Below are 21916 nucleotides of genomic sequence, written 5' to 3'. Positions count from 1 at the left end.
CGGGCGGCGCATGCCGCCCGCGTGCTTTTCAGCGCAGCAGGTCGCGCAGTGCGGCGATCAGCGCATCGCATTCGGCGTCGGTGCCGACGGTGATGCGCAGATGCTGGTCGATGCGCGGCAGCCGGAAGTGCCGCACGAAAATTTCCCGTTCCTTCAGCTTCGCCGCGAGCGTGCCCGCATCGTGCGCGGGATGGCGCGCGAACACGAAGTTCGCGGCCGACGGCACGACGTCGAAGCCGAGCGCGTCGAGCGCCTGCGTGAGCCGCGCGCGGCTGTCGATCACGCGCCGGCACGTGGCGCCGAAATAGGCGTCGTCTTCGTATGCCGCCTGTGCGGCGACCTGCGCGAGCCGGTCGAGCGGATACGAGTTGAAGCTGTCCTTCACGCGGTTCAGCGCTTCGATCAGCGCCGCGTCGCCGAACGCGAAGCCCACGCGCATGCCGGCGAGCGAGCGTGCCTTCGACGTCGTGTGCACGACGAGCAGGTTCGGATGGCGATCGATCAGCGTAATCGCCGACTGCGCGCCGAAATCGACATAGGCCTCGTCGATCACGACGACCGACGACGGGTTCGCGGCCGCGATCCGTTCGACATCCGCGAGCGGCAGCGCACGCCCGGTCGGTGCATTCGGGTTCGGGAACAGCACGCCGCCGCCGTCGTCGAGATAGTCGTCGACGCGGATCGAGAAATCGTCGGCGAGCGGCACGGTCGTGGTCTGCACGCCGTACAGGCGCGCGTAGGTCGGGTAGAAGCTGTACGTGATGTCCGGAAAGCGCAGCGGCCGGTCGTGCTTGAGCAGCGCCTGGAACGTGTGCGCGAGCACCTCGTCGGAACCGTTGCCGACGAACACCTGCTCGGGGCGGATCCGGTGGTGGGCGGCGACCGTCTCGCGCAGCGCGCGCGCGAGCGGGTCGGGATAGCGGCGCAGCGTGTCGCCGGTTTCGCCGAGCTCGCGCGCGATCGCCGCGACGACGCGCGGCGACGGCGGATAGGGATTCTCGTTGGTGTTCAGCTTGACGGGGTGTGCGAGCGCGGGCTGTTCGCCCGGCACGTAAGGCACGAGTTGCTGAACGACGTCGCTCCAGTAACGGCTCACCGCTTGGCTCCTGACGGGCAAAACAGCGAGGTTACCGCATGTGCGCGGCGCGGTGCGCGTTCATGCGCAGCGTTGCGCGGGCGGGAGGCGAAGGTCGGCGTCCGTTGCACCGTGGCGGTGCAACGACGCGTCAGTTGCGATGCAGCTGCATCGTCGCGCGGTCGAGTTCGCCCTTGACGACCATCGGCATCACCGCGAGCGCGCGTTCGATCGCCGCGTCGATCACCTCCTGTTCCTCGCGGCGCGGCGGCTTCAGCACGAAGTTCGCGACGTCGGGCTTTGCGCCGGCGCGCGCGCTTTCCGGAATCAGGTCGCGCGGATGGCCGATGCCGATCCGCAGCCGCCAGTACTGCTGCGACGACAGGTGCGCGGAGATGTCCTTCAGGCCGTTGTGGCCGCCGCTGCCGCCGCCGAGCTTCAGCTTCACGGTGCCGGGCGGCAGGTCGAGCTCGTCGTGCGCGACGAGGATCTGGTCGGGCAGGATCTTGAAGAAATGCGCGAGCGCGACGACCGACTGGCCGGAACGGTTCATGTAGGTCTGCGGCTCGAGCAGGTGGACTTCCTCGCCGTGCAGGCGCGCTTTCGCGTAGAAGCCGTGGAAGCGGCGCTCGTCGCGCAGCGTCGCGCCGGCTTCGCGGGCGAGCTGGTCGATCAGCCAGAAACCGGCGTTGTGACGCGTTGCGGTGTATTCCGCCCCGGGATTGCCGAGGCCGACGATCAGTTTGATCATGACGTTTCGAAGGCGGCGTCGGCCGCCTGGGCGCAGAAAAAGAAAAACCCGCCGGGCAAGCCGCGGCGGGTTGCGTCGACCGTTTCGTGAAACGGATCGATGGGGCGCGCAGGCAGCCGCTTACGCAGCCGGCGTTTCGCCTTCTGCAGCGTCCGACACGGCGCCAGCCGGGACCGTCGCCGATGCGACGACCGGGTTTTCCGCGTCGACGTGGGCCGTCAGCGTGACGCCCTTCGGCAGTGCGATGTCCTTCGCGTGCAGCGACTGACCGGCTTCGATCTTCGACAGGTCGACTTCGAGGAACTCCGGCAGGGCAGCCGGCAGGCACTCGACTTCGATTTCCGTCGCGACGTGCGAAACGATCGCGCTCGACAGCTTCACGGCCGGGCTGATTTCAGCGTTCAGGAAGTGCAGCGGCACCTTCGTGTGCAGCTTCTTCTTCGCGTCGACGCGCTGGAAGTCCACGTGCAGCACCAGTTGCTTGAACGGGTGGTATTGCACGTCGCGCAGCAGAACCTGTTGCGACTGGCCGGCCACTTCGAGGTCGAGGATCGACGAGTGGAAGGCTTCCTTCTTCAGGGCGTGCCACAGTGCGTTGTGATCGAGTTCGATCATTTGCGGGGCAGCTTCGCCACCGTAGACGATACCCGTGGTCTTACCGGCGTTGCGCAGGCGGCGGCTCGCACCCGTACCTTGCTGTTGGCGCTCGAAAGCGACGACTTTCATGTGATTCTCCAATGGCTGCCCGCGACCAGGCAGTAAAACGGGGCCGTCGATACGGCGGCCCCCGATGAAACGGCCGGGGTTTCGTCTATCCCGTCCGATTGTGCAAAAAGCGAAGCGTTGCCGCTTCGCTTTTCACGCATGCTTTTGCTTGTCGGTGCGCGATCAGGATTCCGCGAACAGCGACATCACCGAATCGCCGCGGCGAATTCGCGAGAACGTTTCGGCCAGCAGGCTCGCACTCGTCAGCGCACGGATCTTCGAGCAGCCGAGCGACTCGGCCGACAGCGGGATCGTGTCGGTGACGACGAGTTCGTCGAGCGCCGACGCGGCGATGCGCTCGGCGGCGCCGCCCGACAGCACCGGGTGCGTCGCGTAGGCGAACACCTGCTTCGCGCCGCGCTCCTTCAGCACTTGCGCAGCCTTGCACAGCGTGCCGGCCGTATCGACCATGTCGTCCATGATCACGCAGGTGCGGCCTTCGACTTCACCGATGATGTTCATCACTTCCGACACGTTCGCCTTCGGGCGACGCTTGTCGATGATCGCGAGATCGCAGTTCAGCTGCTTCGCGAGCGCACGGGCGCGGACCACGCCGCCGACGTCCGGCGACACGACCAGCAGATCCGCGTAGTTCTGCTTGCGCAGGTCGCCCAGCAGGATCGGCGTCGCGTAGATGTTGTCGACCGGAATGTCGAAGAAGCCCTGAATCTGGTCGGCGTGCAGATCCATCGTGATGATCCGCTCGACGCCGGCGATTTCCAGCATGTTCGCGACGACCTTCGCCGAGATTGCGACGCGCGCCGAACGCGGGCGGCGATCCTGGCGGGCGTAGCCGAAGTAGGGGATGGCAGCGGTGATCCGGCCGGCGGATGCGCGCTTCAGCGCATCGACCATGATCATCAGTTCCATCAGGTTGTCGTTGGTCGGTGCGCACGTGGATTGCAGGACGAAGACGTCCTTGCCGCGCACGTTTTCCTGGATCTCGACCTGGATCTCGCCGTCGGAGAAACGGCTGACCATTGCTTTGCCGAGGGGGATTCCAAGAATATTGACGACTTCCTGAGCAAGCGCGGGATTCGCGTTGCCAGTAAAAACCATCAGGCCGTCATGGCTGCTCATCATGCACCTGCTTCGGGCTTAGGCGGGAAAATGCGGGAAAATTTTTGGCAGGGGAGGAAGGACTCGAACCCTCGCATGCCGGAATCAAAATCCGGTGCCTTGACCAACTTGGCGACTCCCCTACACTTAACTGATAACTTCACCGGACGGTAGGACATCCGATAAAGCGAAACTTCATGACGCGAAAGCGAAGAGCGGATGCTCGTTCAGGCTCTCGGCAACAGCGCCGTTCCAACCGGCAGGCAGTCGGGCTTGCGCCGCTTCTGCCTCCTGCTTGCTGCGAAACGCTGCAAACACGCTTGCTCCGGAGCCGGTCATCCTCGCGGGGGTCACATCATACAACCATTTGACCACCTGCGCAACTTCCGCGTACTTCCTTGTCACAACCTGCTGCATGTCGTTCCGGCCGAAGCTGTCTGGCCATCCCGCATCAACGTTTTGCTGTGCAAGAAAGTCCGTAATTGTGACTGGCTTTGAATCTCTTGTCAACAACTCATCTGAAAAAATTTCAGCGGTCGGGACATGAACGCTTGGCGTCACAACCAGGAACCAGCGAGTCGGCAATTGTACCTCAGCTAATTCTTCTCCGATACCCTCTGCGAACGCATTTTTTCCAAAAACAAAAAAAGGCACGTCGGCGCCGAGCTTGACCGCGAGCGACTGCAGTTCGGCGCGCGGCAGGTCGAGTTTCCAGAGGCGGTTCAGCGCGAGCAGCGTCGTCGCCGCGTCGGAGCTGCCGCCGCCGAGGCCCGCCCCCATCGGCAGGCGCTTGTCGATTTCGATATCGACGCCGGCCGCGGTGCCCGCATGCGTTTTCAGCAGGTTGGCCGCGCGCACGACGAGATCGCTTTGCTCGGGCACGCCGGGCACGTCGGTCACGCGGACCACCTGGCCGTCGTCGCGCAGCGTGAAGTGCAGCGTGTCGCCCCAGTTCAGCAACTGGAACACGCTTTGCAGATCGTGATAGCCGTTCGGGCGCCGGCCGGTGATGTGCAGGAACAGGTTGAGTTTCGCAGGCGCGAGGCAGTCGCGCAGCGAGCGGGTCGAATCGGTCATGCGTAGGTGGGTGCTCACTGGTCGAGCACGAGCTTGATGTCGAGCGGCGGCGTCGCGCGCACGAGGTTGACGCGCTTGACGCCCGTGGCCGGGGCGTCCGCGTAGGCGAGGTAGTCGATGGTCCAGCCGTCCTGGCGGATCTGCTTGACGCGCGTGCTGTCGGCCGGGTCGCGTACCGTTTCGGCCGGCGTCGCGGGCGCGGGCGTCGGCAGCAGCCAGTAGCGCAGGCCCGCGAGCGGCAGCGAGAAGCCGAGCGTGTTCTGCATCAGCTCGCCGACGTCGGTCGCGTACTGCGGCTGGCGGTTCGGCAATTCGAGCGTCGCGACCTGCGGCGTCGACTTGACGACCGCGAGCGTCTGGCCAAGCGGGCTGCGCAGTTCGAGCGACACGTCGTCGCCGTGCTCCTGCCAGTCGAAGTTGCCGTACACGTTCTGCGGCTTGCCGAGGCGGTCGTTGTACTGCACCGCGAAGCGGCCGTGGTAGGCATGCGTCGCGGCGGTTTGCAGCACGCCGCCTGCCGGGGCTTGCGCCGACGGCGGCGTGCTCGCGCAGCCGGCGAGCGCGAGCGCCGCGCCGGCCGCGGCCAGCGTGCGCTGCGCGCGGAAAGACAGGGAAAGCATCGGGAACATCCGCATCAGAGACCGTTGATCTGGAAGCGCTTCAGCGTCTGCACGAGCGTCTCGTTGTCCGGCTCGAGCTTCTGCGCGGCGCGCCACGCGGAACGCGCGTCTTCCTGCGAGCCGGTCTTCCACAGCACCTCGCCGAGATGCGCGCCGATTTCGGCGTTCGGCTGCAGGTCGTACGCGCGGCGCAGGATCTTCGCCGCGCCGGCCGTGTCGCCCATCCGGTATTTCACCCAGCCGAGGCTGTCCATGATGTACGCGTCGTTCGGCGCGAGCGACAGCGCCTTCTCGATCAGCTTGCTGGCCTCGGGCAGGCGCTGGTTGCGATCGGCGAGCGAATAGCCGAGCGCGTTGTACGCCTGCGGATTGTCGGGCTGCGTGCGGATCAGCTCGCGCAGCTGCTTTTCCATCGTCGCGTAGTGGCCGGTCTTCTCGGCCGCCATCGCGTAGTCGTAGCGCAGGTCGGGATCGTCGGGGAAGTCCTGGACCGCCTGTCCGAGCCGCGCTTCGGCCTCCGGATAGCGCTTCGCGGTGAACAGGATCGACGCGTCGGTGCGCGCGATCACGGCCGCGTCGCGCGGGTCGCTGACGGGCAGGTCGTCGAGCACCTTGCGCGCCTCGTCGGTCTTGCCCTGTTTCTGCAGCAGCTGCGCGCGCGTGATCTGGGCGGGCAGGTAGTGCTGGCTCGTCTGGTCGACCTTGTCGAGCCATTGCGACGCCTGCGCGTCATTGCCCTGTTCGATCGCGATTTCCGCGAGGTAGATGTAGCCCTGGCCGACGTCGAGATCGGGCTGCTTCGCGCCGAGCTGCACGTACTGCTTCAGGTACGCGCTCGCATCGTCGAGCTTCTTCTGCTGGATCTTGATCAGCGCGAGCGCCATCAGCGGCGTCGGATCCTTCGCGTCGAGCTTGCGCATCGTCTCGAACTGCTTCTGCGCGTCGTCGAGGCGATCGTCGGCGAGATAGAGCTGCGACAGCGCGAGCCGCGCATCGCGCGATTTCGGATTCTGCTGCACGTACTTCTCGAACGACACGATGCCGGCCGCGCGTTCCGCCGGCCCCATCTGCGACAGCATCAGCGCCGCGGGCAGGTAGTCGGGGCGGATCTGCAGCGCCTGCTTCAGCGACTGCGCGGCGCCTTCCTTGTCGTCGACCGCGAGCTGCTGGCGCGCGATCGCGAGCTGCGCCTCGGGCCGGCTCATGTCGTTCTTCAGCATGTCCTTCAGCACCGCGAGGCCGCCGACGCGGTCGGGGCCGCGCACGAGCAAGGCCTGCAGCGCGAGGATCGCCGGGCCGCGCGTCTCGCCGGTCGCCCGCGCGAGTTCGCGCGCGAGCATCGGCTGCGCGTCGGCCGGCTTGCCGGCGAGCACGAGCAGCGCGGCATCGACCTGCGACGCTCGGTTGGAGTCGGGTGCGTACTGGCGCCACAGGTTGGCGGCGGACAACGCGTCGGCCGGGCTTTGCGCACCGAGCGCGATCTCGGTCGCCCGCTGCGCCATGCGCGGATCGCGCGTGTCGCGCGCGAGCGCGAGGTAGGTCTGGTACGCCGGCGCCGGCTGGTTGCGCTGGAGCGCGACCTCGGCGGCGAGCACCTGGTAGACGATCTGGCTCGTCAGTGCGACGCCGGGAAGATCCTTCTTCTCGTCCGGCATCACGTGATCGAACGCACCCTGCGACTCCGCGTCGTCCGTTGCCGGATCCTGCGCGTGAGCCGGGAAGGCGGTGAGGGTCCAGACGGCGAACAGCGCGGCACCGAGCGCACGGCGGACCGGGAATGCGCGCGCGCCGCGCTCGGCGGCGGGGCGCTTCTGAAGCAGCTTCGAGGGCAGGGTCATGGAAATCCGTTCGATGTTTCAACCGATTGTAACGCGCTCGCTACAATACACGCACGATCGTGATCATCGGGTTTCAGACCCGCAAACCATGCCAGAGTTGCCAGAAGTCGAAGTCACGCGCCGGGGCATCGCGCCCTTTGTCGCGGGCCGCCGCGTCGAGCGTGTCGACGTCCGTACCGCGATGCTGCGCTGGCCCGTGCCGGCCGGGCTCGCGGAACAGCTGCGCGCGCGCGAGGTGCTCGCCGTCGAGCGCCGCGGCAAGTATCTGCTGTTCGAAATCGACGCGGGCTGGTTCATCGTCCACCTCGGCATGACCGGCACGCTGCGCGTGCTGCCGGCCGCCGGCGTGCCGGTCGCCGCGAAACACGACCACATCGACTGGATCTTCGACGAATTCGTGCTGCGGTTCCGCGATCCGCGGCGCTTCGGCGCCGTGCTGTGGCACCCGCGCGAGGCGGGCGACGTGCATGCGCATCCGCTGCTCGCGACCCTCGGCGTCGAGCCGTTCTCGCCGGCGTTCAGCGGCGCGCTGCTGCATGCGCGCACGCGCGGGCGCACGGTGTCGGTCAAGCAGGCGCTGCTCGCGGGCGACATCGTCGTCGGCGTCGGCAACATCTACGCGTCGGAGAGCCTGTTCCGCGCCGGCATCCGCCCGACCACGGCCGCCGGCAGGGTGTCGCTGCCGCGCTACGAGCGGCTGGCCGACGCGGTGCGCGCGACGCTGGCCGACGCGATCGAGCGCGGCGGCAGCACCTTGCGCGATTTCGTCGGCAGCAACGGCGAGAGCGGCTATTTCCAGCTCGACTGCTTCGTCTATGATCGAGCGGGCGCGCCGTGCCGCGTTTGCGGCACGCCGATCCGGCAAATCGTGCAGGGCCAGCGGTCGACCTATTTCTGTCCGACCTGCCAGCGTTGAACCCCCTTTCTTCCGATCCGAAAACTTGAAGCCGCCCCGCATCGCCCCCGCTCCGTTTCCCGTCACGCCGCTGCACCGCACCTTCGCCACGCGCCTGATCGCATGGCAGCGCGTGCACGGTCGCCACGACCTGCCGTGGCAGAACACCCGCGATCCGTACCGGATCTGGTTGTCGGAAATCATGCTGCAGCAGACGCAGGTCTCGACCGTCGTCCCGTATTACACGCGCTTTCTCGAACGCTATCCGGACGTCGCCGCGCTCGCGGCCGCACCGATCGACGACGTGATGGCGCTGTGGGCGGGGCTCGGCTACTACTCGCGCGCGCGCAACCTGCACCGCTGCGCGCAGGTCGTGGTCGCGGAACACGGCGGCGCGTTTCCGGCCACGCCGGACGCGCTCGCCGAACTGCCCGGCATCGGCCGCTCGACGGCCGCGGCGATCGCATCGTTCGCGTATGCCGCGCGCGCGACGATCCTCGACGGCAACGTGAAGCGCGTGCTCGCCCGCGTGTTCGGCGTGGAAGGATTTCCGGGCGAGAAGCGCGTCGAGAACGACATGTGGGCGCTTGCCGAATCGCTGCTGCCCGATGCCGCGAACGCGGCCGACGTGAGCGCCTACACGCAGGGGCTGATGGATCTCGGCGCGACGCTGTGCGTGCGTGGCAAGCCCGACTGCGCGCGCTGCCCGTTCGCTGGCGACTGCGTCGCGCAGTCGACGGGCCGCCAGCGCGAACTGCCCGCCGCGCGGCCGAAGAAGACCGTGCCGACGCGCAAGACCTGGATGCTGGTGCTGCGCGACGGCGACGCCGTGCTGCTCGAACGGCGGCCGCCGGCCGGCATCTGGGGCGGGCTGTGGAGCCTGCCGCAGGCCGACGGCGATGCCGCGCTCGCGGATCTCGCGCGCCGCTTCGGCGGCGGCGGCCCGGTGCCGCTCGCGCCGCTCACGCATACCTTCACGCATTTCCGGCTCGAGATCGAGCCGCGTCTGAGCGAGCTGGCCGACGGCGACGGCCCGGCGGCCGTGCATGCGCAGGAGGCCGAGACGGCATGGGTGCCGCTCGCCGGGCTCGACGCGTACGGCGTGCCGGCGCCGGTGCGCAAGCTGCTCGATGCGCTGAGCGGGCCGCTGCTGTAAAGACGGGCAGGGCGTTGGCTGCGAAGACGCCTACAACCAGCCGTGCCGATCGAGCACGTGGTGCACGGCGTCGATGCGCGCGCCGACGTCCGGAAACTCCATCAGCTTCTGCCGCGCGCGCAAATCGAGCGGCAGCAGTTCCGCGAGGCGGTTCGACACCCAGCTCGGGTCGTCGAGGCGAAACGGTTCGGCGAACGGCAGCTTGTCCGGCTCGGTCTTCTTCTTCAGCGCATCGATGATGCGTTCGAGCACCTCCGCGCACGAGCCGAATTGCGCGAGCGCCTGTTCGCCTTCGAGCGGGATGTCGTCGGGCAGCGGCTCGGCGATGCCGACCAGCAGCCCGTTCGATTCGACGCGGTAAGACAGCAGCTCGAAACGCTGCGTGCCGATCGCCTGCAGGTACAGCATGCCGAATTCGCCGGTGTCGCACTCGGTGATGCGCGCCATGCAGCCGATCGTCTCGGGCACCGACACCGCGCCGTCCTGCGCGACCTCGGGGCCGCTTTTCAGCAGGCAGACACCGAACGGCGCATTGTCGCGCAGGCAGGCGCGCGACATGTCGAGATAGCGCGCCTCGAACACCTTGAGCGGCAGGAGGCCGCCGGGAAACAGCACCGTATGAAGCGGGAACAGCGGCAGGTCGATCAGGGTGGTCGATAGGGAGGACATGGCGCGCGGGCGGTGGGCGGGCCGTCGCTAGGGTCGGTCGACCTCGGTGACGAGCCGCGACGACGCGTCGACATCCACCGGCGCGTCACGATGCCGCACGATCACGTTCGCCTCGTGCGCGACGCGCGCGGCGAGCGTTTCCGCAATGAACACCGAGCGATGCTGACCGCCCGTGCAGCCGATGGCGACGGTCAGGTAGCTGCGGTTGTCTTCGCGGAAGTGCGGCAGCCATTTCATCAGGAACGCATGGATGTCGTCGATCATCTGGTGGACGATCGGCAGTGCGTCGAGAAAGGCGATGACCGGCTGGTCGAGCCCGGTGAGCGGGCGCAACTCGTGGTCGTAGTACGGATTGGGCAGCGCGCGCACGTCGAACATCAGGTCCGCGTCGAGCGGCACGCCGCGCTTGAAGCCGAACGACTCGAACATCAGCATCAGGTCGTTGTTCTTCTGCTCGATGAAGCGCTTGACCCAGGTGCGCAGCGCATTCGCGCGCAGCGTGCTGGTGTCGATCTGGTGGCCGAACTCGGCGAGCGGCGCGACGAGTTCGCGCTCGCGCTCGATCGCCTCCTCGAGCGACGACAGCAGCCCGACGTTCGCATCGTGCGACGGCGAGCCGGACAGCGGATGGCGGCGGCGCGTTTCGGAGAAGCGCTGGATCAGCGCCTGGGTGCTCGCATTGAGGAACAGCACGCGCACGTCGTGCTCGCGCGACAGTGCGCGGATCAGGCCCGGCATCTCGTCGAGCGACGCGCTCGAGCGTGCGTCGATCGCGACCGCGAGCCGGCGCTGGCCTTCCTCGGCGAGATAGCGGGTGAGTTCGGGCAGCACGTGCGGCGGCAGGTTGTCGACGCAATAGTAGCCTGCGTCTTCGAGCGCGTTCAGCGCGACGGACTTGCCGGAGCCGGAGATGCCGGTGATGAGGACGATGCGCATGGGAAGCAGAGAATCCTGACGTTTCATCATAGCACCGGCTCGACGCGGTGGCCGGTGCGAGCGGACGCTATACGAGCTTGCCGGGGAACTGGCTGTCGGGATCCTGCATCGCGAGTCGTTGCCGATCCATGAAATCGCGCAACGTGTCGATTCCGCGCAACTGCAGGATCGTGTTGCGCACGGCCGCCTCGACCAGCACCGCGAGGTTGCGGCCGGCCGCGACCTGGATGGTGACCTTGCTGATCGGCAGGCCGAGCACGTCGACGGTCTGGCTTTCGAGCGGCAGGCGCTGGAATTCGCCGTCCGGACGCCGCACCAGCTGGACGATCAGCTTCAGCTTCATCTTTCGCCGCACGGCGGTTTCACCGAAGATCGTCTTGATGTCGAGCAGGCCGAGGCCGCGCACCTCGAGCAGGTTCTGCAGCAGCGGCGGGCAGCGGCCTTCGACGAAATCGGGGCCAAGACGGACGAAGTCGACCGCATCGTCGGCCACGAGGCCGTGGCCGCGGCTGATCAGTTCGAGGCCGAGCTCGCTCTTGCCGAGGCCCGAGTCGCCGGTGAGCAGCACGCCCATGCCGAGGATGTCGAGGAACACGCCGTGCAGCGTCGCGCGCGGCGCGAGGATGCGCGACATGTAGAGGCGCAGGCTGTCGATCACCGCGGCGGCCGACATCGGCGTCGTGAACAGCGGGGTCGACGAGCGCGTGCAGCGCAGCACCAGCTCGGGCGGCGCCGCGGCGCCGCCGGCGACGACCAGGAAGGGCGGTTCGAGGGCGATCAGCTCGGCCATGTGGCGCGAGCGGTCTTCGTCGGTCTGGCGCTGGTAGTAGTCGATTTCGGCTTCGCCGAGCACCTGGATCCGGTTCGGGTGGATCAGGTTCAGGTGGCCGACGAGGTCGGCGCTCGACGTCGCGTTGCCGACGGTGTCGGCGGAAAAGCCGCGTTCCCAGCCTTCATGCCCCGTCAGCCAGCTCAGCTTCAGCGTGGCCGCGTTGTCGTCGAAGATGCTCTGGGCGTTGATGCTGGACGTATCCATGACTGCGTCACTCCAATGAACCGGTGCCTGCGCGCAGCGACGGGCGTCGCGGTGCGGGACCGGCGCCGGGCGGCCCTGGGCGGCGGCACATGCCGCCACGTACGGGAAAATATTCCGCCCGGATCAACTCAAGGTTGCCACTGAGTGAGCAGGCGATGCAACTCGGCGGTATCCGTTTCGTTGTGCAAACGCTCTCGCGCGTCGCGGTCGGACAGCAGCTGCGCGATTTCCGACAGGATTTCGAGGTGCTGCTGGGTGGCTTGCTCGGGGACGAGCAGGAAAATCAGGAGGGAAACCGGCTGGCCGTCGGGCGCTTCGAACGGGATGGCGTCGGCGAGGCGGACGAACGCGGCGAGCGGGTGCTTGAGGCCCTTGATGCGCCCGTGCGGAATCGCGACGCCTTCGCCGAGCCCGGTCGAGCCGAGGCGCTCGCGCGCGAACAGGTTGTCCGTGACGGTGCTGCGGGCGATGCCGTTCTGATTCTCGAAGATCAGCCCGGCTTGTTCGAAGACGCGTTTCTTGCTGGTGACGGAGAGGTCGATGACGACGTTCTCTATGGGCAGGATTTTGGCTAGGCGATTCATGTTGGCAGGCGATTGGGCGGCCTGGGGTCTCCTTGCGGCGGCAGACTGATTTTCCATGTTCGGCGATATCAAGGCGTTCGGCATCGGCAACCCGCAAGGCACGGCTACCGCGTCCAACGCCCCCCGGCGATAACCGGAGCATTATAGAACACAGCCGCGCACGTGGTGCAGCGCGGTCGGACCATCGACTGCACCGCGTGGCGCCGCAAAAAAAACGCCCGGCGAACCGGGCGGCGTGTGTGCAGCAGTGACGGTTATTGCGGCGGCAGTTCGATCTGTTCGACGGCCGGCTGCAGCTTGATCGGGTCATGCGCGTGCGTCTGCAGGCGCTCCATGTGCTTGACGACCTGGCGGTCCAGCTTGTCGATCAGCAGATCGATCGCCGCATACAGGTTGCCGTTCGAACTTTCGACGAAGATGTCCTTGCCCTTCAGGTGCAGATTGATTTCCGCACGCTGCTGCTTGTCCTTTTCCTTGTGGTTGTCGACCGAGAGGATCACAGTGCCATCGATCACCTGATCGCTATGCCGTAGCACCCGGTCCAGCTTGGTGATCACGTATTCGCGAATTGCAGGGGTGACTTCGAGATGATGTCCACTGATCTTCAGGTTCATAGTGCTTCTCCAAGCGAGTGACCACCCGGCCGCATCGAGGCGGCGCTCCGGTCGACTTGCCCGTGCCGCGCGAGGCGGCGAATCGCGGACAGGTCGCCCGGCCTGTTCCCCGTATGCGCGGTGGCCGGAACACGCCTGCCGCCGGGCAGGCAGCAGGCTTAAAGAGACTTGCGCAGATTCACTGCCGGGATCCTGAGGGCTTCGCGATACTTGGCAACCGTGCGGCGCGCGACCACGAAGCCTTGTTCTGCCAGCAGCTCGGCAATGCGGCTGTCCGAAAGCGGCGATTTTGGGTCTTCGGCTCCTATCAGTTGCTTGATGAGGGCACGGATGGCGGTCGACGAAGCGGCGCCTCCGGTGTCGGTCGAAACGTGCGATCCGAAGAAGTACTTAAATTCAAGCGTCCCGAACGGGGTCAGCATGTACTTGCCGGTTGTCACACGGCTGACAGTCGACTCGTGTAGGCCCAGCGTATCAGCTATTTCCCGCAAAACCAAGGGGCGCATGGCAATTTCACCGTGCGCAAAGAAATTCTTCTGACGTTCGACAATAGCCTGCGCGACGCGCAGGATCGTGTCGAAGCGCTGCTGGATATTCTTGATCAGCCAGCGCGCTTCCTGCAGCTGCTGCTTCAGCGATCCGGCCGACGGATCGCCGCGGCTGTTGCGCAGGATGTTCGCGTACAGGTTGTTGATCCGCAGCTTCGGCACGACCTCGGGATTGAGCTCGGCCTGCCAGCCCTGGCCGACCTTCTTCACGATGATGTCGGGCACCACGTAGTCGGCCTCGGCCTTGCCGTACGCGGCGCCGGGGAACGGCTCCAGCGAGCGGATCAGCGCGTGCGCGTCGCGCAGCGCGTCGTCGCTCGCCTTCAGGTGCTTGCGCAACCGCGTGAAGTCGCGCGCGGCCAGCAGCTCGAGATGCTGCGACACGATGTCGAGCGCGAGCGTGCGGGTCGGGGACGGATCCAGTCGCAGCAGTTGCAGCTTCAGGCACTCGGACGCCGAGCGCGCACCGACGCCGGCCGGGTCGAAGCTGTGCAGCAGCGCGAGCGCCGCGTTCAGCTCGTCGCAGTCGACTTCGAGTTCGGGGGGCAGGTCGGCGAGGATCTCGTCGAGGGTCGAGGTCAGGTAGCCGTCGTCGTCGAGCGATTCGATCAGGAAGATCACGAGCGCGCGGTCGCGCGGGCTGGCCTGCGTGACGCGCAGTTGCGCGGACAAGTGGTCGCGCAGCGAGGTCGCGGCTTCCTGCACCTGCAGCGGCGGAAGGTCGTCGTCGTCCGACGCGCCGCTCGCGCGGCCGAATTCGTCGAGATTCCATTGCGGGCCGTCGTTGCCGTCGCCGGACGCGTAGGCGTCGTATTCGTCGGCGCCGGCCGGCTCGTCGCGCTCCGCGCGATCGGTCGACTGGCCGTTGCCGTTCGCGATGGCCGGCTCGGTGTTCGACGCGGGCGGCGTCTGCGCGATCAACGATCCGTCCGCCGCGACGCGCAGCGGGCTGGCGATCCAGTCGTCGTCGTTTTCGAGCAGCGGGTTCTGGGCGACGGCCATCGCCACTTCCTGCTGCAGTTCGAGCGTCGACAACTGCAGGAGCCGGATCGACTGCTGTAGCTGGGGCGTCAGCGCCAGGTGTTGCGACAGGCGGAGTTGGAGGCTGGCTTTCATGGCAGAGAGAGAGTCATACCGGCAGTGTGCCACGACCCAGGCGCATTGAGCCATCCGCGATTACGCGCGGCGCGGCGCCCCGCCGGGCGGCATCGCCGCGGCACGGGACGCGGCCCCGCGCCGCGGGGGCCGGGCGGGGGCTGCCAGGAAGGCGTTACATGCGGAAATGTTCGCCGAGGTACACGCGGCGCACGCTTTCGTTCTCGATGATCTCGCTCGGCGCGCCGGCGGCGAGCACCGAGCCGTCGCTGATGATGTACGCGTGATCGCAGATGCCGAGCGTTTCGCGCACGTTGTGGTCGGTAATCAGCACGCCGATGTTGCGCTGCTTCAGGAACTTGACGATCTTCTGGATCTCGAGCACCGCGATCGGGTCGACGCCCGCGAACGGTTCGTCGAGCAGGATGAAGCTCGGATTGGTCGCGAGCGCGCGCGCAATCTCGACGCGGCGGCGTTCGCCGCCCGACAGCGACAGCGCGGGGTTCTCGCGCAGGTGAGCGATCTGCAGCTCGTCGAGCAGCGCCTCGGTGCGCGACGCGATCGCGTCCTTCGACAGGCGCTTGCCGTCGTCGCCGTGCTGCAGTTCGAGCACCGCGCGGATGTTTTCCTCGACGGTCAGCTTGCGGAACACCGACGCTTCCTGCGGCAGGTACGACAGGCCGAGCGATGCGCGCTTGTGGATCGGCAGCAGGCTGATCGAGCTGCCGTTCAGCGAGATCTCGCCCGCATCGAGCGGCACGAGGCCGACGATCATGTAGAACGAGGTGGTCTTGCCGGCGCCGTTCGGGCCGAGCAGGCCGACCACTTCGCCGCTCTTCACGTCGAGCGACACGTCCTTGACGACCGTGCGCGAGCCGTAGCGCTTCTTCAGGTTGCGCACGACGAGCGAACTCGTGGTGCCGGCCGGCTGGCGGTTGGGTAGCGCGTTCATTGGCCCGGCGCTCCCTGGATCGCGGTCGACGGCGACAGCCGGGCCGGTGCACCGTTCAGCGGCGCAGGGCCGCCGTTCTTCGGCGACAGCATCGCGCGCACGCGACCGTTCGGGTTGCCCGGCGCGGCGACGTCCTTGCCGCCCTTCGCGGTGTAGAAGTCGTGCTGGCCGTCGTACGTGATCACGCTGCCGTGCACGGTGTCGGCGATCGTCGAGGTGCCCTGCAGGCGGCGCACGGTCGCGGCGGTCGTCAGCGTCGTCAGGTCCTGCTTGCCGTCGTAGTCGATGCGCTCGGAATCGCCGTCGATGTACTCGTCGAGGCCTTCGCGCTTCTGGCGGAACGTCGCGTGCTTCTTGCCGCTGCCGAACGACGTCGCGTACTGGTAGCCTTCCGGGTCCTGGCGCACTTCGACGCGGTCGCCGGTGATCTTGATCGTGCCCTTCGTGATCACGACGTTGCCGGTCGCGACCGTGACCTGCTTCAGGTCGTCATAGGTCAGGTTGTCCGCCTCGACGTTGATCGGCTTGTTCTGGTCGGCCTTCTCGGCATGGGCGAGCGGCGCCAGCCCGGCCAGCGGGAGCGCCACGAGCGCCGCGGCGAGCGCGGCGCGGACGGCGCGCGCAGCGCCGCCGGAATTCTGTCGAGGGAACGGTTCGTTCATGCAGTCACGTGAGGGAAGCGTCACTTGGGTTGGCCTTTCGAGCCGCCGGACGCATCCGACGCGGCGATCGTGCCGCGCACGTTGCCGTAAAGCTCGATGACCCGGGTGACGTTGTTGTACTTCATGCCGTCGGTCGCGTTGACGAGCGACAGGCCGCGCTGAAGTTTAACCGGCTTTTCGGTCTGGATCACATCGTCATTGACGAAGATCCGGAAATGCTGGGAATCGGCCTGCATCTGCGGATCGCCGCCGCCGGCCGCGCGCAGGATCCGCGCGTTGTCGTACAGGTCGACGATCGACACGTCGCCGTTGACCGTGCCGCGCAGCGCGGTGGTCGTCACGACCGGCTTGCCGGGCTGGAATGCACGCATCGCCGGGTCGGTCAGGTCGCTCGACTCGGTGTCTTCGTAATGGATCAGCTTCGCGGCCGTCAGCCGGTATTGGGTCGTGCCGGACTGGTCGAGCTCGGTGACCGAGAAGTTGTCGGCGAAATAGTCGGGCGTGTGGCGCTTGGGCTGCACGGCGCCCTCGCCGGGCGGCGGCAGCGTCGCCTGCAGCAGCCACCATGTGACGCCGGCGAGCGCCGCGACGGCGGCGAGCGGCAGCAACTGGGTCCAGCGGAAATGCGCGTTCATCCGTCAGGCTCCGCAGGCGGCCGCGAGCAGCGCGTCGTAGCGCCGCTGCGCGCGCAGGATCGCGTCGCAGACCTCGCGCACCGCGCCATGGCCGCCGCGGGCCTCGGCAACCCAGTGCGCGCGGGCGATTACCTCGGGGTGCGCATTGGCCGGCGCGGTCGCGAAGCCGCAGCGCAGCATCACCGGCAGGTCGGGCCAGTCGTCGCCCATGTAGCCGCACGCGTCCGGCGCGAGGCCGAGCGACGCGATCAGGTCCGCGAAGACGTTCAGCTTGTTCTCGACGCCCTGGAACAGGTGCGTGATCTTCATTTCCTTCGCGCGCGCCGCGACGATCTCCGAGCGGCGGCCCGTGATGATCGCGGTCGCGATGCCGGCTTCGCCGAGCAGCTTCACGCCGTGGCCGTCGAGCGAATTGAACGACTTCATCGCGTCGCCGGCGGCGGTAAACAGCAGGCCGCCGTCGGTCAGCACGCCGTCGACGTCGAAAATCATCAGCTTAATGCGGCTTGCGCGTTCGGCCGCGGTCAGCGCAGCGCTCATCAGATCACCTTCTTCGAAAACAGGTCGTGCATGTTCAGTGCGCCGATCAGCACGCCGTCGGCATCGACCACCAGCATCTGGTTGATCCGGTGGCGCTCCATCAGTTCCACGGCCTCGACCGCCAGGTGATCCGGCGCAATCGTGCGCGGGTCGCGCGTCATCACCTCGGCGATCGACAGCGAGCGGAAGTCGCCGTCGCGCGCGAGCACGCGGCGCAGGTCGCCGTCGGTGAAGATGCCGACGACCTTGCCGTTCGCGTCGACCACGGCCGTCATGCCGAGCCGCTTCGCGGTGATCTGGAACAGCGCGTCCGACAGCGTCGCGTCGAGGCCGACGCTCGGCACGTCGTCGCCCGAGCGCATCACGTCGCGCACGTAGGTGAGCAGGCGCCGGCCGAGCGCGCCGCCGGGATGCGAGCGCGCGAAGTCGTCGGAGCCGAAGCCGCGCGCGTCGAGCACCGCGACGGCGAGCGCGTCGCCGAGCGCGAGCGCGGCGGTCGTGCTCGCGGTGGGCGCGAGGTTCAGCGGGCAGGCTTCCTTCGATACCGCGGCGTTCAGGTTCACGTCGGCGAGCGTGCCGAGGCTCGATTCCGCACGGCCCGTGATCGCGATCAGCTTCGCGCCGATCCGCTTCACGAGCGGCAGGATCGCGACGAGTTCTTCGGACTCGCCGGAATAGGAAATGCCGATGAAGACGTCGTCGGCCGTGACCATGCCGAGGTCGCCATGGCTGGCTTCGGCCGGATGGACGAAGAAGGCCGGCGTGCCGGTGCTGGCCAGCGTTGCCGCGATCTTGCGGGCGATATGCCCCGATTTGCCGATGCCCGACACCACGACGCGGCCGCGGCAGCCGAGCAGCAGCGCGACGGCCTGGACGAAGTCGCCGTCGAGCTGGTCGCGCAGCGCGCGCACGGCGTCCGCCTCGATGTCGAGCACGTCGCGGGCGAGCGCGAGCGCCCGATCATCATTGATTTTCGCTATCATGCGCGGAGTATAGCAAAGGCGTTTGTTCGCCGCGCCGGCCCTTCGGACTCGTCCGATGCGCCTATCCCACGCTACGCCGCCGCGCCCGCTGCGCGACGGCACCGACGAACGAGGACGCTTTGCCCGTGATTTCCCCGCTCGAAATGACGCTCCTGCTGCTGCTGGCTTCAGTGGTGGGCGTCGTCGTGTTCCGCTCGCTGAACCTTCCGCCGATGCTCGGCTACCTGACCGTCGGCATCCTGGTCGGCCCGCATGCGTTCGGCGTCGCGGCGGATCTCGAGCGGGCCGAGCATCTCGCGGAATTCGGCGTGGTGTTCCTGATGTTCTCGATCGGCCTCGAATTCTCGCTCGCGAAGCTGCGCGCGATGCAGCGGCTCGTGTTCGGGCTCGGCCTGATGCAGGTTGTCGCGACGCTGGCGCTTGCGGTCCTGCTCGGGATGCTGTTCGAGCGCTGGGTGCACATCACGTGGCAGGGCGCCGTCGCGCTCGGCGGCGCGCTCGCGATGTCCTCGACGGCGATCGTGTCGAAGATGCTCGCCGAGCGGCTCGAGATCGAGACCGAGCACGGCCGCAACATCTTCGGCGTGCTGCTGTTCCAGGATCTCGCGGTCGTGCCGCTGCTGATCGTGATCGCCGCGTTCGGCGCCGAATCGTCGAAGGACCTCGCGATCACGCTCGGCTTCGCGGCCGTCAAGATCGTGATCGCGCTGGCGCTGCTGCTGATCGTCGGCCAGAAGTTCATGACGCGCTGGCTCAACGTTGTCGCGCGGCGCCGCTCGCAGGAACTGTTCGTGCTGAACCTGCTGCTCGTCACGCTCGGCGCCGCGTTCATCACCGACAAGTTCGGCCTGTCGCTCGCGCTCGGCGCGTTCATCGCGGGGATGCTGATTTCCGAGACGCCGTTTCGCCATCAGGTGGAGGAGGACATCAAGCCGTTCCGCGACGTGCTGCTCGGCCTGTTCTTCGTGACCACCGGGATGCTGCTCGACCCGCGCGTGATCTGGGAGCATCCGCTGCTGGTGTTCGGTTTCTTCGTCGGGCAGATCCTGTTCAAGGGAACCATGATCGCGGGGCTCGCGCGGCTGTTCGGCGCGACGCCGGGCGTCGCGATGCGCACCGGCATCGGGCTCGCGCAGGCCGGCGAATTCGGCTTCGTGCTGCTGAACCTGATCCTCGACCGGCACCTCGTCGATTCGACGCTGCTGCAGGCGATCCTCGCGTCGATGCTGCTGTCGATGCTCGCGGCGCCGTTCCTGATCCAGAACGCCGACCGGATCGTGATGCGGCTGTCGTCGACCGAATGGATGCAGCAGTCGCTGCAGATGACGCGGATCGCGACGCAGAGCCTGAAGCAGCGCGGGCACGTGATCATCTGCGGCTATGGCCGCGCCGGGCAGAACCTTGCGCGCATGCTCGAGCAGGAAGGCATTCCGTATGTCGCGCTCGACCTCGACCCGGACCGCGTGAGCGCGGCCGGCGCGGCCGGCGAATCGGTCGTGTTCGGCGACGCGGCGCGCCGCGAGTCGCTGCTCGCGGCCGGTATCCACCGCGCGGCGGCGGTGGCGATCACCTATGCGAACACGCCGTCGGCGCTGCGCGTGCTGCATCACGTGCACGAACTCGAGCCGACGCTGCCCGCGATCGTGCGCACCGTCGACGACGCCGATCTCGAGAAGCTGCTCGCGGCGGGCGCGACCGAGGTGATTCCGGAGATCGTCGAGGGCAGCCTGATGCTCGCGTCGCATACGCTGGTGCTGGTCGGCGTGCCGATGCGCAAGGTCGTGCGGCGCGTCGAGGAGATGCGCGACGAGCGCTACAGCCTGCTGCGCGGCTATTTCCGCGGCGCCGACGACGCGGACGACGACGACCACGAGCAGGTGCGGCTACAATCGGTGCCGGTCGACGCGCGTGCGGATGCGGTCGGGCGCTCGCTGGAGGAACTCGGGCTGTACGCGCTCGGGCTCGAAGTCACGGCGATCCGCCGGCACGGCATTCGCGGCGTCGAGCCCGATCCGCAGACCAAGCTGCGCGCGAGCGACATCGTCGTGCTGCGCGGGCTGCCCGAGGCGCTCGCGCTCGCGGAGGAGCGGCTGTCGCGCCATCGGCGCGACCCGCCGGCCGTGGCGGCCTGAGTCGCAGGTCGATCGATAACCTGACCCGTATTTACCAGAAACGGTGCCCGATCTTCGCGCACCGTTTTTTTCGGAGAGTTTCATGCCGCATTCGTCGTCGGGCGCACCGCTCGATCCGGTCGCCTTCATCCACAGCCAGATCCGCACGGTGCCCGACTGGCCGCAGCCGGGCGTGATGTTCCGCGACATCACGACGCTGCTGCAGAGCCCGAAGGCGCTGCGCATCCTCGTCGACCTGTTCGTCGAGCGCTATGTCGATGCGAAGCTCGACTATGTGGCCGGTCTCGATGCGCGCGGCTTCATCATCGCGCCGATCGTCGCGTACGAGCTGAGCGTCGGTTTCGTGCCGATCCGCAAGGTCGGCAAGCTGCCGTACAAGACCTGCTCGGAGTCGTACGAGCTCGAATACGGCAGCGCGACGGTCGAGATCCACGAGGACGCATGCAAGCCGGGCGACCGCGTGATCATCATGGACGACCTGATCGCGACCGGCGGCACGATGATGGCGGGGCGCAACCTGCTGCAGCGACTCGGCGCGGAAGTCGTCGAGGGCGCGGCGATCATCGACCTGCCCGATCTCGGCGGCTCGGCGCTGCTGCGCAACGCAGGGCTGCCGGTCTATACCGTTACCGAATTCGCCGGCCACTGAGCGCCGGCCCACGCAGCGAGGCCACGATGCCGAACTTCATGCTGTTTCTCGCCACCTCGATCGCGATCACGTTCGCGCCGGGTCCCGACAACCTGCAGGTGCTCGCGCGCGGCATCTCGCAGGGCCGCGCGGCCGGCTTCGTCGCCGCGCTCGGCTTCACGGCCGGGATCCTGTTCCACACGACGCTGGCGGCGCTCGGCGTCGCGGCCGTGCTGCGCTCGTCGCCGGTCGCGTTCCAGATCCTGAAGCTCGCGGGCGCCGCGTACCTGGTATGGATCGGCATCAAGGCGCTGCGCAGCCAGGGGCTCGCGAACGCGCATGCGCGCCCGCCGCAGCCGCTCGGCGTGATTTTCCGGCAGAGCGTGATCGGCAACCTGATGAACCCGAAGGTCACGCTGTTCTTCGTCGTGTTCCTGCCGCAGTTCGTCGATCCGCACGGCGCGCAGGGCGTGACGCTGCAGATGTTCGAGCTCGGCGCGCTGTTCATGCTGCAGACGGCCGCGATCTTCTCGCTGTTCGGCGTCGGCGCGGGCATGATCGGCGCGTGGCTGAAGCGGCGGCCGAAGGCCGGCGTGTGGCTCGACCGGCTCGCCGGCGCGACCTTCATCGCGATCGGCATCCGCGTGGCGCTGAAGGACTGACGAC

Annotated in this window: 23 protein-coding genes and 1 tRNA gene; 5 read left to right on the top strand and 19 right to left on the bottom strand. The window is 67.5% G+C overall.

Annotation, left to right across the window (positions count from 1 at the left end):
- Nucleotides 1–28: 28 nt before the first annotated feature.
- The 8 genes from hisC to WS57_RS32810 all read right to left on the bottom strand — a co-directional run bounded on the left by hisC (nucleotide 29) and on the right by WS57_RS32810 (nucleotide 7185).
- The gene (gene hisC, locus WS57_RS32845) at nucleotides 29–1096 is read right to left on the bottom strand and encodes a histidinol-phosphate transaminase (protein WP_060255075.1); all 1068 of its coding nucleotides are present in this window, start codon (nucleotides 1094–1096) and stop codon (nucleotides 29–31) included.
- 130 nt (nucleotides 1097–1226) lie between these two features.
- A complete protein-coding gene (gene pth / locus WS57_RS32840; RefSeq protein WP_060255076.1) occupies nucleotides 1227–1826 on the bottom strand; it encodes an aminoacyl-tRNA hydrolase in 600 nt (199 codons plus the stop codon).
- A 120-nt stretch (nucleotides 1827–1946) separates the two neighbouring features.
- Nucleotides 1947–2552, bottom strand: a complete 606-nt coding sequence (locus tag WS57_RS32835; protein ID WP_009690955.1) for a 50S ribosomal protein L25/general stress protein Ctc — start codon at nucleotides 2550–2552, stop codon at nucleotides 1947–1949.
- A gap of 162 nt (nucleotides 2553–2714) precedes the next feature.
- Entirely contained in the window at nucleotides 2715–3671 is a 957-nt protein-coding gene (locus WS57_RS32830; RefSeq protein WP_009690953.1) for a ribose-phosphate pyrophosphokinase, read from the bottom strand.
- Nucleotides 3672–3716: 45 nt separating this feature from the next.
- Nucleotides 3717–3793: transfer RNA gene (locus tag WS57_RS32825), tRNA-Gln, on the bottom strand.
- A gap of 52 nt (nucleotides 3794–3845) precedes the next feature.
- Nucleotides 3846–4727 carry a 4-(cytidine 5'-diphospho)-2-C-methyl-D-erythritol kinase gene (gene ispE, locus WS57_RS32820; RefSeq protein ID WP_059512673.1) on the bottom strand — a complete coding sequence of 294 codons (882 nt, stop codon included), beginning with the start codon at nucleotides 4725–4727 and terminating at the stop codon, nucleotides 3846–3848.
- Between the two features lie 14 nt (nucleotides 4728–4741).
- Entirely contained in the window at nucleotides 4742–5362 is a 621-nt protein-coding gene (lolB, locus tag WS57_RS32815) for a lipoprotein insertase outer membrane protein LolB (RefSeq protein WP_040128229.1), read from the bottom strand.
- A complete protein-coding gene (locus tag WS57_RS32810; RefSeq protein WP_040128227.1) occupies nucleotides 5362–7185 on the bottom strand; it encodes a tetratricopeptide repeat protein in 1824 nt (607 codons plus the stop codon). Before WS57_RS32810 ends, lolB begins: the two co-directional genes overlap by 1 nt.
- Before the next feature lie 88 nt (nucleotides 7186–7273).
- Between WS57_RS32810 and mutM the strand changes: the two genes are divergently transcribed.
- A complete protein-coding gene (mutM, locus tag WS57_RS32805; protein ID WP_059512676.1) occupies nucleotides 7274–8101 on the top strand; it encodes a bifunctional DNA-formamidopyrimidine glycosylase/DNA-(apurinic or apyrimidinic site) lyase in 828 nt (275 codons plus the stop codon).
- 25 nt (nucleotides 8102–8126) lie between these two features.
- Nucleotides 8127–9236 (top strand): A/G-specific adenine glycosylase, encoded by a 1110-nt coding sequence (gene mutY / locus WS57_RS32800; RefSeq protein ID WP_059512678.1) that lies wholly within the window; start codon nucleotides 8127–8129, stop codon nucleotides 9234–9236.
- A gap of 30 nt (nucleotides 9237–9266) precedes the next feature.
- Here mutY and WS57_RS32795 read toward each other — a convergent pair whose 3' ends face one another.
- The 11 genes from WS57_RS32795 to kdsD all read right to left on the bottom strand — a co-directional run bounded on the left by WS57_RS32795 (nucleotide 9267) and on the right by kdsD (nucleotide 18490).
- Entirely contained in the window at nucleotides 9267–9905 is a 639-nt protein-coding gene (locus tag WS57_RS32795) for an LON peptidase substrate-binding domain-containing protein (RefSeq protein WP_009693758.1), read from the bottom strand.
- A gap of 27 nt (nucleotides 9906–9932) precedes the next feature.
- Nucleotides 9933–10841, bottom strand: coding sequence for an RNase adapter RapZ (gene rapZ / locus WS57_RS32790; RefSeq protein WP_009693757.1), 909 nt, complete (start codon nucleotides 10839–10841; stop codon nucleotides 9933–9935).
- 67 nt (nucleotides 10842–10908) lie between these two features.
- A complete protein-coding gene (gene hprK, locus WS57_RS32785) occupies nucleotides 10909–11877 on the bottom strand; it encodes an HPr(Ser) kinase/phosphatase (RefSeq protein WP_006483133.1) in 969 nt (322 codons plus the stop codon).
- 128 nt (nucleotides 11878–12005) lie between these two features.
- Entirely contained in the window at nucleotides 12006–12518 is a 513-nt protein-coding gene (locus WS57_RS32780) for a PTS sugar transporter subunit IIA (protein ID WP_040129020.1), read from the bottom strand.
- A gap of 197 nt (nucleotides 12519–12715) precedes the next feature.
- On the bottom strand, nucleotides 12716–13075 hold the full coding sequence (hpf, locus tag WS57_RS32775) for a ribosome hibernation-promoting factor, HPF/YfiA family (protein WP_009693755.1): 360 nt from the start codon (nucleotides 13073–13075) through the stop codon (nucleotides 12716–12718).
- A gap of 158 nt (nucleotides 13076–13233) precedes the next feature.
- The gene (locus WS57_RS32770) at nucleotides 13234–14739 is read right to left on the bottom strand and encodes an RNA polymerase factor sigma-54 (protein ID WP_040128221.1); all 1506 of its coding nucleotides are present in this window, start codon (nucleotides 14737–14739) and stop codon (nucleotides 13234–13236) included.
- Between the two features lie 154 nt (nucleotides 14740–14893).
- Nucleotides 14894–15670, bottom strand: coding sequence for an LPS export ABC transporter ATP-binding protein (gene lptB / locus WS57_RS32765; RefSeq protein WP_009693752.1), 777 nt, complete (start codon nucleotides 15668–15670; stop codon nucleotides 14894–14896).
- Nucleotides 15667–16332 (bottom strand): lipopolysaccharide transport periplasmic protein LptA, encoded by a 666-nt coding sequence (lptA, locus tag WS57_RS32760; protein WP_009693751.1) that lies wholly within the window; start codon nucleotides 16330–16332, stop codon nucleotides 15667–15669. Before lptA ends, lptB begins: the two co-directional genes overlap by 4 nt.
- A 20-nt stretch (nucleotides 16333–16352) precedes the next feature.
- A complete protein-coding gene (lptC, locus tag WS57_RS32755; RefSeq protein ID WP_009693750.1) occupies nucleotides 16353–16967 on the bottom strand; it encodes an LPS export ABC transporter periplasmic protein LptC in 615 nt (204 codons plus the stop codon).
- Nucleotides 16968–16970: 3 nt separating this feature from the next.
- Nucleotides 16971–17507, bottom strand: coding sequence for a KdsC family phosphatase (locus WS57_RS32750; RefSeq protein ID WP_060255080.1), 537 nt, complete (start codon nucleotides 17505–17507; stop codon nucleotides 16971–16973).
- A complete protein-coding gene (gene kdsD, locus WS57_RS32745; RefSeq protein ID WP_040128218.1) occupies nucleotides 17507–18490 on the bottom strand; it encodes an arabinose 5-phosphate isomerase KdsD in 984 nt (327 codons plus the stop codon). The genes WS57_RS32750 and kdsD overlap by 1 nt, the downstream gene beginning before the upstream one ends.
- 125 nt (nucleotides 18491–18615) lie before the next feature.
- Between kdsD and WS57_RS32740 the strand changes: the two genes are divergently transcribed.
- The 3 genes from WS57_RS32740 to WS57_RS32730 all read left to right on the top strand — a co-directional run bounded on the left by WS57_RS32740 (nucleotide 18616) and on the right by WS57_RS32730 (nucleotide 21912).
- The gene (locus WS57_RS32740; RefSeq protein ID WP_059601051.1) at nucleotides 18616–20622 is read left to right on the top strand and encodes a monovalent cation:proton antiporter family protein; all 2007 of its coding nucleotides are present in this window, start codon (nucleotides 18616–18618) and stop codon (nucleotides 20620–20622) included.
- A gap of 82 nt (nucleotides 20623–20704) precedes the next feature.
- Nucleotides 20705–21271 carry an adenine phosphoribosyltransferase gene (locus WS57_RS32735; protein ID WP_009693743.1) on the top strand — a complete coding sequence of 189 codons (567 nt, stop codon included), beginning with the start codon at nucleotides 20705–20707 and terminating at the stop codon, nucleotides 21269–21271.
- A 26-nt stretch (nucleotides 21272–21297) separates the two neighbouring features.
- Nucleotides 21298–21912 carry a LysE family translocator gene (locus WS57_RS32730; protein ID WP_040128215.1) on the top strand — a complete coding sequence of 205 codons (615 nt, stop codon included), beginning with the start codon at nucleotides 21298–21300 and terminating at the stop codon, nucleotides 21910–21912.
- Nucleotides 21913–21916 lie beyond the last annotated feature (4 nt).

This window comes from Burkholderia pseudomultivorans (assembly GCF_001718415.1).
Classification (GTDB): Bacteria; Pseudomonadota; Gammaproteobacteria; order Burkholderiales; family Burkholderiaceae; genus Burkholderia; species Burkholderia pseudomultivorans_A.
This window is presented reverse-complemented; position numbering and strand designations above follow the sequence as displayed.

Bases quoted from the DNA above. Each gene is read 5' to 3' on its own strand.
- lptB (WP_009693752.1), bottom strand. From the start codon at position 15,670: ATGAACGCGCTACCCAACCGCCAGCCGGCCGGCACCACGAGTTCGCTC.
- rapZ (WP_009693757.1), bottom strand. From the start codon at position 10,841: ATGCGCATCGTCCTCATCACCGGCATCTCCGGCTCCGGCAAGTCCGTC.
- ispE (WP_059512673.1), bottom strand. From the start codon at position 4,727: ATGACCGATTCGACCCGCTCGCTGCGCGACTGCCTCGCGCCTGCGAAA.
- pth (WP_060255076.1), bottom strand. From the start codon at position 1,826: ATGATCAAACTGATCGTCGGCCTCGGCAATCCCGGGGCGGAATACACC.
- WS57_RS32735 (WP_009693743.1), top strand. From the start codon at position 20,705: ATGCCGCATTCGTCGTCGGGCGCACCGCTCGATCCGGTCGCCTTCATC.
- kdsD (WP_040128218.1), bottom strand. From the start codon at position 18,490: ATGATAGCGAAAATCAATGATGATCGGGCGCTCGCGCTCGCCCGCGAC.
- lolB (WP_040128229.1), bottom strand. From the start codon at position 5,362: ATGCGGATGTTCCCGATGCTTTCCCTGTCTTTCCGCGCGCAGCGCACG.
- WS57_RS32730 (WP_040128215.1), top strand. From the start codon at position 21,298: ATGCCGAACTTCATGCTGTTTCTCGCCACCTCGATCGCGATCACGTTC.
- WS57_RS32750 (WP_060255080.1), bottom strand. From the start codon at position 17,507: ATGAGCGCTGCGCTGACCGCGGCCGAACGCGCAAGCCGCATTAAGCTG.
- mutM (WP_059512676.1), top strand. From the start codon at position 7,274: ATGCCAGAGTTGCCAGAAGTCGAAGTCACGCGCCGGGGCATCGCGCCC.
- WS57_RS32835 (WP_009690955.1), bottom strand. From the start codon at position 2,552: ATGAAAGTCGTCGCTTTCGAGCGCCAACAGCAAGGTACGGGTGCGAGC.
- hprK (WP_006483133.1), bottom strand. From the start codon at position 11,877: ATGGATACGTCCAGCATCAACGCCCAGAGCATCTTCGACGACAACGCG.
- WS57_RS32795 (WP_009693758.1), bottom strand. From the start codon at position 9,905: ATGTCCTCCCTATCGACCACCCTGATCGACCTGCCGCTGTTCCCGCTT.
- WS57_RS32770 (WP_040128221.1), bottom strand. From the start codon at position 14,739: ATGAAAGCCAGCCTCCAACTCCGCCTGTCGCAACACCTGGCGCTGACG.
- WS57_RS32830 (WP_009690953.1), bottom strand. From the start codon at position 3,671: ATGAGCAGCCATGACGGCCTGATGGTTTTTACTGGCAACGCGAATCCC.
- WS57_RS32810 (WP_040128227.1), bottom strand. From the start codon at position 7,185: ATGACCCTGCCCTCGAAGCTGCTTCAGAAGCGCCCCGCCGCCGAGCGC.
- lptA (WP_009693751.1), bottom strand. From the start codon at position 16,332: ATGAACGAACCGTTCCCTCGACAGAATTCCGGCGGCGCTGCGCGCGCC.
- hpf (WP_009693755.1), bottom strand. From the start codon at position 13,075: ATGAACCTGAAGATCAGTGGACATCATCTCGAAGTCACCCCTGCAATT.
- lptC (WP_009693750.1), bottom strand. From the start codon at position 16,967: ATGAACGCGCATTTCCGCTGGACCCAGTTGCTGCCGCTCGCCGCCGTC.
- WS57_RS32780 (WP_040129020.1), bottom strand. From the start codon at position 12,518: ATGGAAAATCAGTCTGCCGCCGCAAGGAGACCCCAGGCCGCCCAATCG.